Below are 14,145 nucleotides of genomic sequence, written 5' to 3'. Positions count from 1 at the left end.
CTAAATAGCTGCGCGGAATAGTAGATCACTGAAAGGGAACTCAGCCCGGATTGTGCGATCTGATCAATCGCCAAACCAACCAAAATCACCAACCGGACTGAGCGATGCCGATCATAGTACCAATACCCCGTGGCGAACGACGCCTGATGCAGAAAGCTATTCATAAAACGCGTGATAAAAATCATGCCCGCAGACTCACGGCCATGCTGATGCTTCATCGGGGTGAACGGGTCAGCGATGTTGCCAGAACTCTCTGTTGTGCCCGTTCATCCGTTGGTCGCTGGATTAACTGGTTTACGCACTCAGGTATTGAAGGCCTGAAATCCTTACCCGCAGGGCGCTCCCGACGCTGGCCTTTTGAACATATCTGCACCCTGTTACGTGAGCTGATAAAGCATTCTCCCGGCGATTTTGGTTATCAACGTTCACGCTGGAGCACCGAATTACTGGCAATAAAAATCAATGAGATAACCGGTTGCCAGTTACATGCAGGAACCGTTCGCCGCTGGTTGCCATCTGCGGGGCTTGTATGGCGCAGGGCCGCGCCAACTCTGCGTATCCGTGACCCACATAAAGATGAAAAGATGGCGGTAATCCACAAAGCGCTGGATGAATGCAGCGCAGAGCATCCGGTATTTTATGAAGATGAAGTGGATATCCACCTTAATCCTAAAATCGGTGCGGACTGGCAGTTGCGCGGACAGCAGAAACGGGTAGTGACGCCGGGGCAGAACGAAAAATACTATTTGGCCGGCGCACTGCACAGTGGCACGGGTAAAGTCAGCTACGTGGGCGGCAACAGCAAAAGTTCAGCGCTGTTTATCGCTCTGCTGAAGCACCTGAAAGCCACTTACCGGCGGGCGAAAACAATCACGCTGATCGTTGATAACTACATTATCCATAAAAGCCGCGAAACACAGCGCTGGTTGAAAGCAAATCCCAAGTTCAGGGTAATTTACCAGCCGGTTTACTCGCCGTGGGTGAATCATGTGGAACGGCTATGGCAGGCACTTCATGACACGATAACCCGTAATCATCAGTGCCGCTCAATGTGGCAGTTACTGAAAAAGGTCCGCCATTTTATGGAAACCGCCAGCCCATTCCCCGGAGGAAAACATGGTCAGGCAAAAGTGTAGCGGTATTAGGCGCAGCTATTTAGTAGTAACGTCCGTTCCTGGCACAAAGCGGACAGTGATCACCGTTCTTACGACTACTTTCTGACTTACTTCGTGACTTGCCCTAAGCATGTTGTAGTGCGATACTTGTAATGACATTTGTAATTACAAGGGGTGTAAGACATGGGTAGCATTAACCTACGTATTGACGATGAACTTAAAGCGCGTTCTTACGCCGCGCTTGAAAAAATGGGCGTAACTCCTTCTGAAGCGCTTCGTCTCATGCTCGAGTATATCGCTGACAATGAACGCTTGCCGTTCAAACAGACACTCCTGAGTGATGAAGATGCTGAACTTGTGGAGATAGTGAAAGAACGACTTCGTAATCCTAAGCCAGTACGTGTGACGCTGGATGAACTCTGATGGCGTATTTTCTGGATTTTGACGAGCGGGCACTAAAGGAATGGCGAAAGCTGGGCTCGACGGTAAGTGAACAGTTGAAAAAGAAGCTGGTTGAAGTACTTGAGTCACCCCGGATTGAAGCAAACAAGCTCCGTGGTATGCCTGATTGTTACAAGATTAAGCTCCGGTCTTCAGGCTATCGCCTTGTATACCAGGTTATAGACGAGAAAGTTGTCGTTTTCGTGATTTCTGTTGGGAAAAGAGAACGCTCGGAAGTATATAGCGAGGCGGTCAAACGCATTCTCTGAACCAAAGCATGACATCTCTGTTTCGCACCGAAGGTGACACTTCTGCTTTGCGTTGACAGAGAAGTAAGCTATGAAACTGCCACGAAGTACCCTGCTCTGGTGCGTGTTAATAGTGTGTCTCACACTGCTGATATTCACTTACCTGACCCGGAAATCGCTCTGCGAAATTCGCTACAGGGACACGAACAGGGAGGTGGCGGCTTTTATGGCTTACGAATCCGCTAAGTAGCTAACCCCGGCGGGGGAATCCCCCGCCATTCAGGAACTGATGATGTCTGACATGCCTGAAGCGCCTTTATGAAGGGGTTGCCGGTTCGCTGGCAGCCCCTTTTTCCACTTCTGGTGCGACCGCACGCATGAACAACCAGAAAGGAAGGTTCCCTCCAGGGGAACGGGGCAGGGCGGCAGCGCCTCCGGCGCGCCCGCTCTCTTCCCTTCATGTATTACCTCTGTATTACATATTAATGCTACTGTACGCATCCATTAGCATTAATATGGGAAGATTATTTTTCCCTGTTCCGTGCTGAACGGATGCCTGCCTGATAATTCTTTTTCACACTTTCAATATCACTGAGCGTTGAAGCCTGGCAGGAATGTGCAGCAAGACGGTAGCGGGCGGCAATTTCATCAAGGATGGCAGGGGTGTTGTCTCTGCTGCGATGCTGGCGACCTTTCTGGCCAAAAATGCTGACGATGATGTCCTGACTGCCCGAACGTCCGAAAAGACGCATGCAAAGACGCTTTACAATCAGTGGAGTTAAATCCAGATCGATGTCGTCTGCGATTTCAAAAATAAAACTCAGCATCCGGTACGTTTTATAGCGTTTAACTGCTGCGCTGAGACGTGCAGCCCTCTGAGGGAATTCCCATGATTCATCGGAATAACGCTGCAGCTCTGCCTGGTAATCTCTGGCCAGATGTTCGAGGGTGTACTTAAAGTTGCGGTAAAAATAAGCGCGGGACTGTTCAGTCTGAGATTCTTCAGCCATTTTATGGACCGTAGATTAATGCTAGTGTATGCGTACATTAGCATTAATAATTAAAGTTTTCAAACCTCCCTCGCCTCGCCGGAGATCTGAATGCGGAAGTGATGGCACTGCTCTCTCATGGCCTGAAACAGAAAAACGGGCAGGGCGATGGCCCCCTTCGGCTCCCGGCCAGCGCTGCTGTCCGGTCGTCGAGCCCCACTCCGCCAGGGCAGCTGCTGCGCACCCGCCAGTCTCCGCCGAATCCCTTCGGGGTTCGGGCTTCGCTAGGGTCTGATGGCGAAGGTCAACCCCTGGCTTGCTGCGACCGCGACGGTGTGACTGTCGCTTTAAGGCCGCCACGCCGTTCCGACGTGTCGGGTGTGTGCACCCTGTTCCCCCGGTGAGGCCATCGTCCCGTGTGTCCTCACGCGGAGGGCTGGTCGTAGCACCGTCGGGTCGTCATCCAAGGGGTGAAATGCACTCCGCCAAAACTTTTTGCGAGTATCCGCAAAAACTTTTGTCTGCGCCCCTTTCCTTCCTCCCTTCGCCGTTGCTCCTTTGCCCTTTGCCGCGAGAGAACTCACCAGGGAGATGGACAACCATCACCACAGGAGAAAACCAGGATGCACACACGAAACGTCAACGTCAAAACCGCCGCTCAAGAATCTTCCAGGAAGATGGGGGGCGAACTACCTCCGCTGAGAGGTCTGGCACTGCGCATTCAGTGGGGTAAAGCGCGCGTGATGCGTGTTATCGACGCCGTGAAAGCGAAAAACGAGGCGCTGGATGTTGTTTTTGAGGCGATGCTTGAAGGCTACGGCGATTTTGCCAGTGGTAAGCATACCCCTCCGCATATGTTTTCAGACGTTCCGGAGCTGGTAAGTGCGTGGCATAGCGGATGGGCACAGGCCGCTGGCGTCGAGGAAACGTCGAATTGTGCCTGCTGCCAGAGCGGCAGCGGTGAACCCTGCCCGTATCACGATTAACGAACGGGCAGTGACTGCTGCCCCATGAACTGTCCCCGCGTCATTTTCGCAGGGAATAACCCGGACAACCCGAGGAGTACACCCGAGGAGTACACCCGATGAACGTTAACACCCCTACCGGAACATGTGATTCAGACCTCACTCCGTCCCAGTTCACGGATCTGTTTTGCTGGGTCCTGGCTGCATCGGAAGGGGAGCCACAACCAGGTATTTTTACACCGCCAGCGAATGCCTCTGAGCTGACGTTAATTGATTACGAATGCCCGGATTATATCTCTGTCTGGGTAGTCGACGGGTGTCCGGTAGCAGCTGCAGCGCCGCTGGATAATTTCCATCGCGTTATTTCTTCATCTCTCACTAAATAATCAGGAGTAAATAATTATGGTCAGTTTCGCAAGCCGCTATCGTATGCCAACATCAATCCGTAAAGACCGCCCGCTGACGAATGACGAATTACAGCGCATTGTTCCGAGTGCGTTCTCTGAGGAAAAACACGATTCTCGTTCAGAGCGTTATACGTATATTCCAACGATTGTCATTCTTGACCGATTACGTGATGAAGGTTTTCAGCCATATTATGCAACCCAGTCCCGTACGCGTGACCAGGATAAACGCGACTTTACAAAGCATATGCTCCGCCTGCGTCGTCATGACCAGATTAACGGAAAGGAAGTACCGGAAATTATTCTGCTGAATAGCCATGATGGTTCAAGTAGCTATAAAATGATCCCCGGTATGTTCCGTCAGGTTTGTAGTAATGGCCTGGTTGCATGGAAGGATTTTGGCGAAATTCGCGTGCCACACAAAGGAGATATTGTCGGGCAGGTTATCGAAGGTGCTTACACGGTGCTGGAAACATTTGACGCGGTCGATGAAAATATTGACCTGATGAAAAGCATTCAGCTTACTTTGCCTGAGCAGCGCCTTTTTGGCGCAACAGCCCTGGAACTTAAGTATGACGGAAAACCGGCACCAATAACGCCGGAGCAAATTATTAACCCCCGCCGTGTTCTCGATAAAGGCCAGGATTTATGGACAACATTTAACGTGGTGCAGGAAAATGTGATCCGTGGGGGGATTCGTGGCAGAACGCCAAAAGGGAAGATGACCAGAACGCGGGAAGTCTCCGGAATAGATGGTGACATCAAATTAAATCAGGTTCTCTGGAAAATGGCCGAAGAGTTTGCAAAACTCAAAGCCTGAGAAAAAGCCGCTCCTATGAGCGGTTTTTTATTTTATTAATTTTTGTTGATAACGATTTCTTCGGTTTTCCTCGCTGCTGACACTGAGGGGGGCTCTGATGATTGTTCCAGTATTGTTTTTCTGGCGAGCAGAATACGGTAGATGTTTTTTATTTCTGTAGCGTAGGCACGGCGTTTTTTTATCATCACATCACGTGGCCCCGTATTATACATTCCAACGCTGTCCCAGTTTTTCCCGTAGGACTGGAAGTTGTGCGCCAGAACCCACGCACCCGAGTAAACGCATATGCATGGATCTTTTAATAGTCGATCGCGGGCAATATTAAACGTTTTAAGTTTACTGTAATGATAACTGTTCACCTGCATCCCGCAGACATCTTCTGATCCATCGTTGTTTGATCCATTTACCGCAGACGCTTTAAGACGACTCTCTTTAATTGAAATTGCCATAAGCAGCAGCGGATCTATTTGATAGTCTCTCCCCGCCTGGTCAAAACACATCTGCGGTGCGGCGAATGTCGATAGTGAGAACATCATCGACAGGATGGGGAATTTCGTTATTTTCATTTTATGGACCTTATGTCGATCATAAACCGGTATACGCTGCGCAATAAAAAATACTCCGCCAGATCATTTGAATCAAGATAATTCCCTACAAACGCGCGGAAGCGCTCTGAATCATGCATTCAGCCACGCTCTCAAATACCAGTTACAACCCGGGCACACTTATTTACTTGCCGCTCTTTGCTAACCCTTTAAAACATCACACCCCACGCAAGATTTCATCTTGCAGTTTTTCTCTTTGAATTCAGTGAAATAACTTATGCCATTATGCGGAAAGTTGGAATATGTGGGAAAAAGGTGTGTGGATTACCACACCTTGCAGTGCCTGATTACCACACCTTGCAGTGCCTGATTGCCACACCTTGCAGTGCCTGATTACCACACCTTGCAGTGCCTGATTGCCACACCTTGCAGTGCCTGATTAGGCACTGTAAAGTGTGGGGATTGTGTGTATCCTGATAATAGAGTAGGTTAGTGATATGCAGTGCCTAATCCACACACCTGATAGTGCCTGATGCACACACATCACAGTGCCTAATCCACACACCTGATGGTGCCGGATGCACACACATCACAGTGCCGGATTAACACACACATTTAAGTCAGAACAGTCTTTATATGAACGCATTCTTCAGGTTGAGGGTGAATTTACTCACATGAAAAATGGTCGACAGTGCCGTATCCGGCACTGCATGAAAAAATCAGGGAAATATTATGCCGCGCAAGAACATATACTTCAAAGATAAAATCGACAGGGAAATACAGGATATACTGGATATTGAACTTCAGAAGGGCGCAACCACCTCTGAAATGAACTATTCTTCAATAGTCAATGAACTTGTCCGGCTTGGTCTTATGGTTTATAAATCCAAAGAAGAGGGGTCAACCTTCGACCTTGATGGATTCCGCCGCGACCTGATAAAGAAAGTATCAGGCTCCCGGGAAGGTATTATGATTCTGACTGCACTGGTCTCTGAAATCTATGTTAACCTCAAGGGGCAACAGGCGGGAGTTTCACTTGATGACCTGATAAACAATAACATCAGCGCCATTAATATTGCTGAAGACGCAGCAGAGAAACAGCACTTCATTATCGATGATAAATAGCACGAGAGGCCGGACGACCCGGCCTCCGTCGATCACTGCGCGCTATCCTTATCCCACGGAAGCGCGCTTTTTTCTGCCTCATTAATTTTTTCTTTTAAGTAAATCTCAAATTCCATGCACAGCACTTTCAGAGCTTGAGCATCCTCATTCTGTTCAAGAACCCGCCCTGTAAAATATTTCAGTGTACTCATCAACCTTGTCAGCATTTCATCATTCAGACTGCGCCTGTGAACTCTGGCCATTGTGCGAATCTCTTCGGCAAGATTCCCCGGAATACGCATACTATATCCTGTCGTCTTACCCGGAAGTAATATTCGTTCACCCTCACACCACACCCAAAGATGCTCCGCTTGGGGGGGGGCCAATTTTATTCATCTCCCCGGAATATGCATCCCCATCAAGCAGGTGATGCAACCAGTCTTCGAACTTCACTGCCAGCGAAATCAAACGCTCACCCTCAGCTGTTTTGATAACAGGGACATCTGGCTGGTAATTTAGTGACTGCAACAGTCGCGCAATAATTTCATCATTAACGCTTCTCTTTCCTGTTCTGGCACAGACTCTCAGTTCCATCAGTAAATTGTCCGGTGTCCGCAATCGCCACTCCACAGCCCCACCCGGACGAAATTTGCGCGGCCTTCCCCGGCCATCCCACATTTTCTCTTTCACTTTCATAGCTATAGATCTCGCAATCAATACAAAAACAACCTGAATGACAAAGCCTACTCACTTATATATTCAGAAAAATCCTAAACATTTTAAATAATGTGACATGTGTCACAGTTTTTTTTTTAGAGTCATGGGACAATATCGCGTGCGTAAACAAGCACTTACATCAAATCATTTTGTTTACATCCGGAGAAACAAGCATGTCCACAAACGGTAATGCCCTTAATGTCATGAAGGGATGGCTGATCATGCATGAAGTCCATCGACCAGCATTCGTTTCTGTTTTCAGGCACTACCAGCGGTTCAGGTTTATCCCGTTTCAGTCGTTTCTTCGGCTTTATTCGCATGTTCAGCGACAACTCGCAGTAAATCCGGTACACCCTTTTGTGGTTGAACCGGAAGCCTTTGACATTACGCAGGTATAAAAAACACAGGCCAAATCCCCAGTTGCGCTGACTGTCAGTGATGCGGATCAGCCAGTCAGCAATGAGATCATTTTCTTCATTCAGATGAGGCTGATAGCGATAACAGCTTTCGCTGACAACAAACAACTGGCAGGCAAAACGCACACTGACGTTTCGATTTCTGACTGCATCCTGTGCCATCAGCTTTCGACGCGATGGCGTCACCACTTTTTTGCCATGGCCTCCTGAATGATTTCGGCTTTGAGCCGTTCTTCAGCATACATTTTTTTGAGGCGACGGTTTTCGTCTTCCAGTTCTTTCAGACGGGTCATCATGGAGGCGTCCATACCGCCAAAACGAGAACGCCACTTATAGAAGCTGGCATTGCTCATGCCATGCTCGCGGCACAGTTCGGTCACCGGTGTTCCGGCCTCGGCTTGCTTCAGGATGGACATGATCTGGCTGTCAGTAAAACGTGATTTTTTCATAGAGATCTCCCCGGTTCAGATTACGAGAAAATTCTACTTATAAACACACCGGTTTTTCGGGGGATTACCACATATCCGGCCTTCAGTCTCAAATTACCAGTGAACTGGCAGCAAAAGGGTATCGTGTCACCAGTTCACCTGATGGTGCTTATTTCTGGATTCAGGCGAATGTGCTGAAAGCTGAAAAGATGGACCTGCGTGAAGCCCAGGGATTCCTGAAAACCGGTTATGAAGGTGCGGCAATGGGCGCTGCTTTGGGAGCTGGCATCACTGCCTACAATTCCAGCTCAGCAGGTGCGACCCTGGGTGTCGGACTGGCCACCGGCCTGATTGGTATGGCCGCGGATGCGATGGTGGAAGATGTTAACTATACAATGGTGACTGATCTGCAAATCTCCGAACGCAGCAAAGCCAAAGTTACGACGGATAATATTGCTGCCCTGAAGCAGGGAACCTCCGGTGTTAAGGTGCAGACCAGCACAGAAGAGGGAAACAGGGCAAAATATCAGACCCGCGTGGTATCCAACGCTAACAAGGTTAACCTCAAATTTGAAGAGGCAAAACCCGTTCTGGAAGCGCAGCTGGCCAAATCCATCGCCGGCATTATGTAACCCCTTTCAACTTCCCGTTGTCAGGAAATCTACCGCGCTGACGATGAGGTCTCTCATCTCAGGGCGGTAACTGTGAATATCCTCCTCATCCAGCTCATGAAGATAAACCGTCTGAATCAGCTGTGTCATCAGAATGTATCGCTCACCATCGATGTTAACAACGGGATTAATTTTGCTCATCCCGGGTAATGACTGACGCCACCGGACAAAAGGAATAATGACCCGGGTGTTGAGATCGATAAGTTGATCGGACTGAGCGATGAGGAAATACGGGTATTCCGGATTATCCAGCTTTCTGAATACTGTTCCCTGATTCATTTAAACACGCTCAGTCCTGCACTGCTGCGGGGAATACTATGTTCAGCGGTGAACTGATTCATGGCATCAATAGCCGCTTTATTCTCCTGTCGCCATCTGGCCTGACGTTCAGCACGGACCACGTGTTCAAGCGCAGAGTTAAGGGCAGCGGAAAGATTGATGTTAAGCATCTTCGCTTCGTCCACCAGGGCGGCATCCAGCGAAATGTTGGTGCTTCTTTTGCGCGACCGCATAGTCGTATTCATTGTTAAATCCTTTGCGCATCATGTATGCGCATAAATATAGCGCATTTATGCTCCTGAGCGTAAGTGCCCGTGGTTATCCCTGTGATACTTCGCTTCCTCACATGACTGCACAGGTGCAGTCATGTTTGCGGCGAGCGCTGAATTATTAACAACCAAAGGTCAATCATCATGAACTCATACAACTCCCGCACTGCCTTGTCCGTTCTGTCTTACGTCTTAATCACAATTGTCTCGACAATCCTGCTCCTGGAAATGTACGCCCCTGACATTATTAAGTATCAGTTGTCACACTCAATGTTCTTCTCATACCTGAATGCGTTGAAATACAGTGGGTTTCCTCAATGGGATGTTCTCCTCCCACTGACTACTTTCCTGCTCTGCCTTACTGGTGGTTTATTCTGCACCTGGTTCTGCGGATTTCTTCTGAAAGCCGGGGATGCAGTCTTATACGCGCTGCGTTGTCTTACTTCCGGTGCCCTTAAATCTCTGAGAACCCGGTTATCTGCCTGACAGATGAGGAATAACACAATGAAACCCTGTGTGAATGAAGGCTGTTCAGAGGAACTCTGGTCGCTCATTCAGCTGGAAAGCGAGCTGGTCAGAGCAAAGGCGTTTCTGAGCGTCTTTGGTTCACTCCCCGAATATCACCGCATGGCGACTGTAGCCTACTGGGCAGGCTATGTGTTCACTTTCCGGGGCATGGAAGCCTGTGAACGCCATACCGTGGGTTATGTTGATGTGGCCGCATCGGTCCGTTTTCTGGCAATGCTGGTCAATGAAAAAGACTGGCGGGCCGGATGTCTGCAGGCGGAGTATGAACTGAGCCTGATCGAATAACCCGGATATTTTTTCTCCGGTTCTCTGTCGCTGCGACGGCGATAGCCTGTTTCCCCCCTTTTTATCACAGACCACGTCATCACCTCACTGGTGATGCGATGACTGTCGGACAAAAATCTATGAGCTTCGCTGGTAAAAATCTCACTCAGGGTGGGCAGATGACTGCCTACCGGTGGCGCATGTTCTTTCAGGTTAACAACTGGATAGGATTCTGGATCTTCATTCTGTTTGCGGTACTGGCCTCGGCCATCTTCTTCTGGCGTATACCCCAGGATACCTTTGATAACGGCTCATTGTGGTGGTTTGCCAGTATTAACAGCAGTTTTATCGACCTCATGCCGGCAACGGGCACACCGAAAATCTATGACGTCCATTACTGGTATGCCCCCACACAGACGCACATGGTTCTGAAAATGACGCTGCCACAGATTTACGGCGATGCGTATCAGGATGTGCTGGCTGTAGACCGGCACGGCAGCACGGTCACCGTCCGTGATGAAGAGGGCAATATCGGGCTGTATTCACCGAAGGAGCTTATCACCGGCGATGTACAGTTGTTTCAGCGCGAGGAGAGGGAAGTCCGGTCCGGTGACCTGCTGAAATTTACGCTCACGGACCGCGAGCAGGGACAGACCGGTAACCAGCGTTATACCGTGGAGTCTGTCAGCGAATCAGGGGATATCCGCCTGACGTCAGAAAAAGGCCGCATTATCATTAACCCGAAGGCGGTCCGTGCTCAGCAGCATATCGACTATGGCTGGGCGGTGACGGGTTACGGCGCACAGGGGGCGAGCACGGATTACGTTATTTCACTGGAGGGTACGGACGCCGGGCGTAAGATGCTGGCCACTCGTCGGGCCTTCTATATTTCCGCATCGCGTGTGAAGGAGCATGTGCAGATTTATACCGACGGGAAAGCGGACTGGGTCCGGGCGGTGAAAACCCCGGAACGTGATATCAAAACGGCCCATGATGCGCTGGCCCCGGAGACGCAGCGTAAACAGGCGAAAGCCATCTGGTCAATGGGGCAGCCCGTCAGTAAGACCGCCATCGGGCGGGCCTGGCTGCGGCATCAGGGAATGCAGGAGACGTCGCTGACGGCGAAAATTATCCCGGCGACGCGACGCTTCCCGGAGCCCGCACTGGCCCTGCCTGTTTACGACAACAACGGTAAAGGTGCCGGTCTGGCATTGGTCTCACTGGTTGCCAGCCCGGAGGGGAGACTGACGCAGGGTGACACCCGGATGGTGATGAGTGAGCGGGGGCGCGGGGCGCTGCTGCAGCGAAGCCGGTCGGGTCACACCCGTGTGGTCGGTGAACTGGCCGCCGCGCTCGACGCTGTCCGTACTCATCCGCAGGACGGTGTGGTGTGGCAGACCGGGGATGAATCCGTGGCGGCTCAGTTGCTCAAAATCAGTGGTGGCGAGCGTCGGGAGGTCGAAGAAAGCAGAGTGCAAATCATCAGCCAGAGAGACAGCGAAATTGCCCTGCCCGGGACGGACAATTTACGGAATGAAGAGAGCCCCCCGGTGGACATCAGTACGGTAAAAGAACAGGAAGCAGAGCGTCGTCACGCAGAAGAAAATCTGGCCATCAGCGCAGCAAAAGCAGGCAGCGAAACAGCGGAACAGATACCTGGCAGGATTGTTTTCCCCGCCGAAGAGGAATTGAATGTCAGAGCCTCTTTTAACGATATGCAGGGGCAACAGGGTGAGCCTGAACCGGACCAGAATACACTCAGAAGGATTGCGGGCGGAGAGGGAAACTCTGACAGTGATTTCGCAAGAATACGACGTACCGATAAGGAGCACGATGCGGGACGCGTTGCTGAGGTTTCCGGTGTCTCCCGTCAGGTGACTGAACTTGCCCGTAATGAGCGGGATATAGCACGGCAGACAGACACGCAGGAACGTGGCCGGATGCCGGAACACGAAGAACAGACCCTCAGCCGTACCATCCAGAAAGAACGTTAATCCAGCCTCTACCACAATGAAATCAGGCATATGCAAATGAAAAGCACAAGCAGAACAGTTTTAGCCTCACTAATAGTTACAACATTCATTATTTCTGGTCCGACAGCACGCGCAGCAACCCCTCAGCCGGTGTTCACACCGGCGCAGGAGGCCAGAATTGGCGAAGTGGCCGCAGACTACCTCGTCGCCCATCCGGAGGTACTGGTTAACGTCAGCCAGAAACTGCAGGAAAGGCAGATGCAGGCCATGACGGCGGCTGTCGCTGAGCATCAGGGGGCACTGCTGGATGATAAAGGCACCCCGTCGTATGGTCCCGCTGATGCGCAGGTGACGGTCGTCGAATTCTTCGATTACCAGTGTATCTACTGTGCCCGACTGGCTCCGGTGCTCCAGAAAGTCATGGCGGCCAACCCGGACGTGCGTTTTGTGTTCAAGGCACTCCCGATATTTGAGACGCGCTGGCCGGAATCCGGGCGTGCAGCGAAAACCGGGCTGCAGATATGGTTGCAGAAAGGGGCTGAGGCCTGGCTTCACTATCACAACACACTGTATGCCACCGGCCATAACGAGGGCCGGCTGACGGATGACGATATCCGTGCGGCGGCAACCGCCGTGAATTTCGACGCCGGGCAGGCGGCTGATGTACAGGGCACGCTGGACGGAATTCAGACGCTGGCGCAGCAACTGGGCTTCAGCGGGACGCCTGCCCTGGTGGTACTTCCTTCTGCCGGGGCCCGTGCCGGCAGGGTGACCGTCATCCCCGGACTTACCCGCGCAGATACCCTGCAGAGGGCAATTAATACCGCCGCGGGTAATCCGAAACCGTAATCATCAGGCGCGGCCAGCCGGCCGCATGACACAGGCCAGGGACCGTGTCGCCCGGGGGCACAACGGTCCGGTCAGATAAGGAAAGAGCATGTCAGAAGACAACCGAGACAGTCAGAAAGAAAACGAAGAAGCCTGCGCAATTTTAAAAAGAGCGCTAAGAAACCTGGTGGGGCAGGGCATTATCCGTTCACGTGATGACCTTATCCGCATTCTTTCGGAAGAAAACTTTGAAATCACAGACGTTACAGCGCAAAGCATTACGCTGTGTGCGCCTGACGAACCTGAAAACCGGGTCACGCTGGACGGCTGGCTGTTCTCCGCCGGGTTCTCCCTGAGCGTCCCTGCTGACCACCCGGAGCTGCGGACCGTGCCCGGGAACACCACATCCGCCGGCGAAGGAGAGCACCCGTGAATACAACCATTCTGTGGTTTATCCTCCCGCTGATGGTCATGCTGGCGCTATTTTTCCGCGTGATAAAAGCGAACAGCCCTCAGTCTCCGTTCATCAGAACACTGAGGGAGGCGGGCATCCGGCCGGGAGAAACAGAGCATCTCATCGCCGGCGGCGTATTCCTGGCGCGTCAGGCACACCTGATGACGGACCGGGAAGTGAATTTTATGCAGGGACTGTTCCGCACCGTGGACATGAATCGCTGGTATCTGTGTCCGCAGGTGCGGGTGGCCGATATTGTGCAGATAGCCCCCCGCGTCAGGGCGCGCAGCCGGGCGTGGTGGAAACTGTTCAGCCTGGTGTCCAGGTGGCACTGTGATGTGGTCATCGTGGACCGGCTGTCATTCCGGATTGTGGCCGCGCTGGAGCTGGATGATGCCTCGCACCTGAAAAAAAGCCGTCGCCGGCGCGATATCCTGCTGAATGAGGTCATGCGCCAGGCCGGTATTCCGCTGCTGAGAAACCGTGACAGTCAGGCGCTGCAGACAATGACCGCTGAATTTCTTGCCTTACAGAGTACCGGCGGCTGCCCGCGCAGCTGAGTCAGTGACCGCCCCGGTCACGTACCGGTAATGGGACTGACAGCCTTTTCCCGCCAGAAATTGCTGTCAGGTGGCCCCGGTGCGTTCCTGCCCGGGCCGGCCTTTGCGCCCTGGCGCTTCCTCAGTC

General features: G+C 51.6%; 17 protein-coding genes and 5 pseudogenes. 15 read left to right on the top strand and 7 right to left on the bottom strand.

The features are described 5' to 3' along the window. Positions 1–104 precede the first annotated feature (104 nt). Positions 105–1,136, top strand: coding sequence for an IS630-like element ISEc33 family transposase (locus tag OGX92_RS14975; RefSeq protein ID WP_001395480.1), 1,032 nt, complete (start codon positions 105–107; stop codon positions 1,134–1,136). 27 nt (positions 1,137–1,163) lie between these two features. On the opposite strand, the pseudogene OGX92_RS14970 reads toward OGX92_RS14975, so the two are convergent. Beyond that, positions 1,164–1,274, bottom strand: a pseudogene (locus OGX92_RS14970) (hypothetical protein); the annotation flags it as partial. A gap of 24 nt (positions 1,275–1,298) precedes the next feature. On the opposite strand from OGX92_RS14970, the gene relB reads away from it, so the two are divergent. The 4 genes and pseudogenes from relB to OGX92_RS23480 all read left to right on the top strand — a co-directional run bounded on the left by relB (position 1,299) and on the right by OGX92_RS23480 (position 2,054). Further along, positions 1,299–1,538 carry a type II toxin-antitoxin system antitoxin RelB gene (relB, locus tag OGX92_RS14965; protein WP_000534858.1) on the top strand — a complete coding sequence of 80 codons (240 nt, stop codon included), beginning with the start codon at positions 1,299–1,301 and terminating at the stop codon, positions 1,536–1,538. Beyond that, positions 1,538–1,825, top strand: coding sequence for a type II toxin-antitoxin system mRNA interferase RelE (gene relE / locus OGX92_RS14960; protein ID WP_286586731.1), 288 nt, complete (start codon positions 1,538–1,540; stop codon positions 1,823–1,825). Before relB ends, relE begins: the two co-directional genes overlap by 1 nt. Positions 1,826–1,858: 33 nt before the next feature. Continuing rightward, a pseudogene (locus OGX92_RS14955) lies at positions 1,859–1,987 on the top strand (DUF5431 family protein); the annotation flags it as partial. Further along, on the top strand, positions 1,929–2,054 hold the full coding sequence (locus tag OGX92_RS23480) for a type I toxin-antitoxin system Hok family toxin (protein WP_322090673.1): 126 nt from the start codon (positions 1,929–1,931) through the stop codon (positions 2,052–2,054). The pseudogene OGX92_RS14955 and the gene OGX92_RS23480, both read left to right, overlap by 59 nt. 274 nt (positions 2,055–2,328) lie before the next feature. On the opposite strand, the gene OGX92_RS14950 is transcribed toward OGX92_RS23480, so the two are convergent. Then, complete coding sequence (locus tag OGX92_RS14950; RefSeq protein WP_008325142.1) at positions 2,329–2,814, bottom strand: hypothetical protein; 486 nt, start codon at positions 2,812–2,814, stop codon at positions 2,329–2,331. Between the two features lie 602 nt (positions 2,815–3,416). Between OGX92_RS14950 and OGX92_RS14945 the strand changes: the two genes are divergently transcribed. From OGX92_RS14945 to OGX92_RS14935, 3 genes are all read left to right on the top strand, one after another. Further along, positions 3,417–3,779: a hypothetical protein gene (locus OGX92_RS14945; protein WP_049259749.1), complete on the top strand. Its 363-nt coding sequence runs from the start codon at positions 3,417–3,419 to the stop codon at positions 3,777–3,779. A gap of 98 nt (positions 3,780–3,877) precedes the next feature. After that, positions 3,878–4,144: a hypothetical protein gene (locus OGX92_RS14940; RefSeq protein ID WP_008324972.1), complete on the top strand. Its 267-nt coding sequence runs from the start codon at positions 3,878–3,880 to the stop codon at positions 4,142–4,144. A gap of 16 nt (positions 4,145–4,160) precedes the next feature. Next, positions 4,161–4,982, top strand: coding sequence for a DUF932 domain-containing protein (locus tag OGX92_RS14935; protein ID WP_008324970.1), 822 nt, complete (start codon positions 4,161–4,163; stop codon positions 4,980–4,982). A gap of 35 nt (positions 4,983–5,017) precedes the next feature. Here the strand turns inward: OGX92_RS14935 and OGX92_RS14930 are convergent, their stop codons facing one another. Then, complete coding sequence (locus tag OGX92_RS14930; RefSeq protein WP_286586730.1) at positions 5,018–5,548, bottom strand: lytic transglycosylase domain-containing protein; 531 nt, start codon at positions 5,546–5,548, stop codon at positions 5,018–5,020. Positions 5,549–6,259: 711 nt separating this feature from the next. On the opposite strand from OGX92_RS14930, the gene OGX92_RS14925 reads away from it, so the two are divergent. Next, positions 6,260–6,652, top strand: coding sequence for a relaxosome protein TraM (locus OGX92_RS14925; RefSeq protein ID WP_008324961.1), 393 nt, complete (start codon positions 6,260–6,262; stop codon positions 6,650–6,652). Between the two features lie 32 nt (positions 6,653–6,684). Here OGX92_RS14925 and OGX92_RS23600 read toward each other — a convergent pair. Together OGX92_RS23600 and OGX92_RS14910 are read right to left on the bottom strand one after the other, a co-directional pair. Further along, positions 6,685–7,327 (bottom strand): annotated as a pseudogene (locus OGX92_RS23600) (Arc family DNA-binding protein). Between the two features lie 230 nt (positions 7,328–7,557). Further along, positions 7,558–8,213 (bottom strand): annotated as a pseudogene (locus OGX92_RS14910) (transposase); the annotation flags it as partial. A gap of 68 nt (positions 8,214–8,281) precedes the next feature. On the opposite strand from OGX92_RS14910, the pseudogene traT reads away from it, so the two are divergent. Further along, positions 8,282–8,824: pseudogene (gene traT / locus OGX92_RS14905) on the top strand (complement resistance protein TraT); the annotation flags it as partial. Between the two features lie 6 nt (positions 8,825–8,830). Here traT and OGX92_RS14900 read toward each other — a convergent pair. Next, entirely contained in the window at positions 8,831–9,142 is a 312-nt protein-coding gene (locus OGX92_RS14900; RefSeq protein WP_159137298.1) for a CcdB family protein, read from the bottom strand. Then, positions 9,139–9,387, bottom strand: coding sequence for a type II toxin-antitoxin system CcdA family antitoxin (locus OGX92_RS14895; RefSeq protein WP_008324889.1), 249 nt, complete (start codon positions 9,385–9,387; stop codon positions 9,139–9,141). The genes OGX92_RS14900 and OGX92_RS14895 overlap by 4 nt, the downstream gene beginning before the upstream one ends. A 528-nt stretch (positions 9,388–9,915) precedes the next feature. Here OGX92_RS14895 and OGX92_RS14890 point away from each other — a divergent pair. The 5 genes from OGX92_RS14890 (at position 9,916) to OGX92_RS14870 (ending at position 14,018) form a co-directional block, all read left to right on the top strand. Next, entirely contained in the window at positions 9,916–10,224 is a 309-nt protein-coding gene (locus OGX92_RS14890) for a hypothetical protein (protein ID WP_008324887.1), read from the top strand. Positions 10,225–10,343: 119 nt separating this feature from the next. Then, positions 10,344–12,197, top strand: a complete 1,854-nt coding sequence (locus tag OGX92_RS14885; RefSeq protein WP_286586734.1) for a conjugative transfer relaxase/helicase TraI domain-containing protein — start codon at positions 10,344–10,346, stop codon at positions 12,195–12,197. A 36-nt stretch (positions 12,198–12,233) separates the two neighbouring features. Further along, a complete protein-coding gene (locus OGX92_RS14880; protein WP_137366873.1) occupies positions 12,234–13,025 on the top strand; it encodes a DsbA family protein in 792 nt (263 codons plus the stop codon). Positions 13,026–13,113: 88 nt separating this feature from the next. Then, positions 13,114–13,437, top strand: a complete 324-nt coding sequence (locus tag OGX92_RS14875; protein ID WP_137366872.1) for a hypothetical protein — start codon at positions 13,114–13,116, stop codon at positions 13,435–13,437. Positions 13,438–13,469: 32 nt separating this feature from the next. Beyond that, positions 13,470–14,018, top strand: a complete 549-nt coding sequence (locus tag OGX92_RS14870) for a DUF2726 domain-containing protein (protein WP_170975984.1) — start codon at positions 13,470–13,472, stop codon at positions 14,016–14,018. Positions 14,019–14,145 lie beyond the last annotated feature (127 nt).

This window comes from Citrobacter sp. Cpo089 (genome assembly GCF_030332695.1).
In the GTDB taxonomy this organism is placed as follows: Bacteria; Pseudomonadota; Gammaproteobacteria; order Enterobacterales; family Enterobacteriaceae; genus Citrobacter; species Citrobacter portucalensis.
The sequence above is the reverse complement of the archived record's forward strand: the minus strand, read 5'-3'. Positions and strand labels throughout refer to the sequence as shown.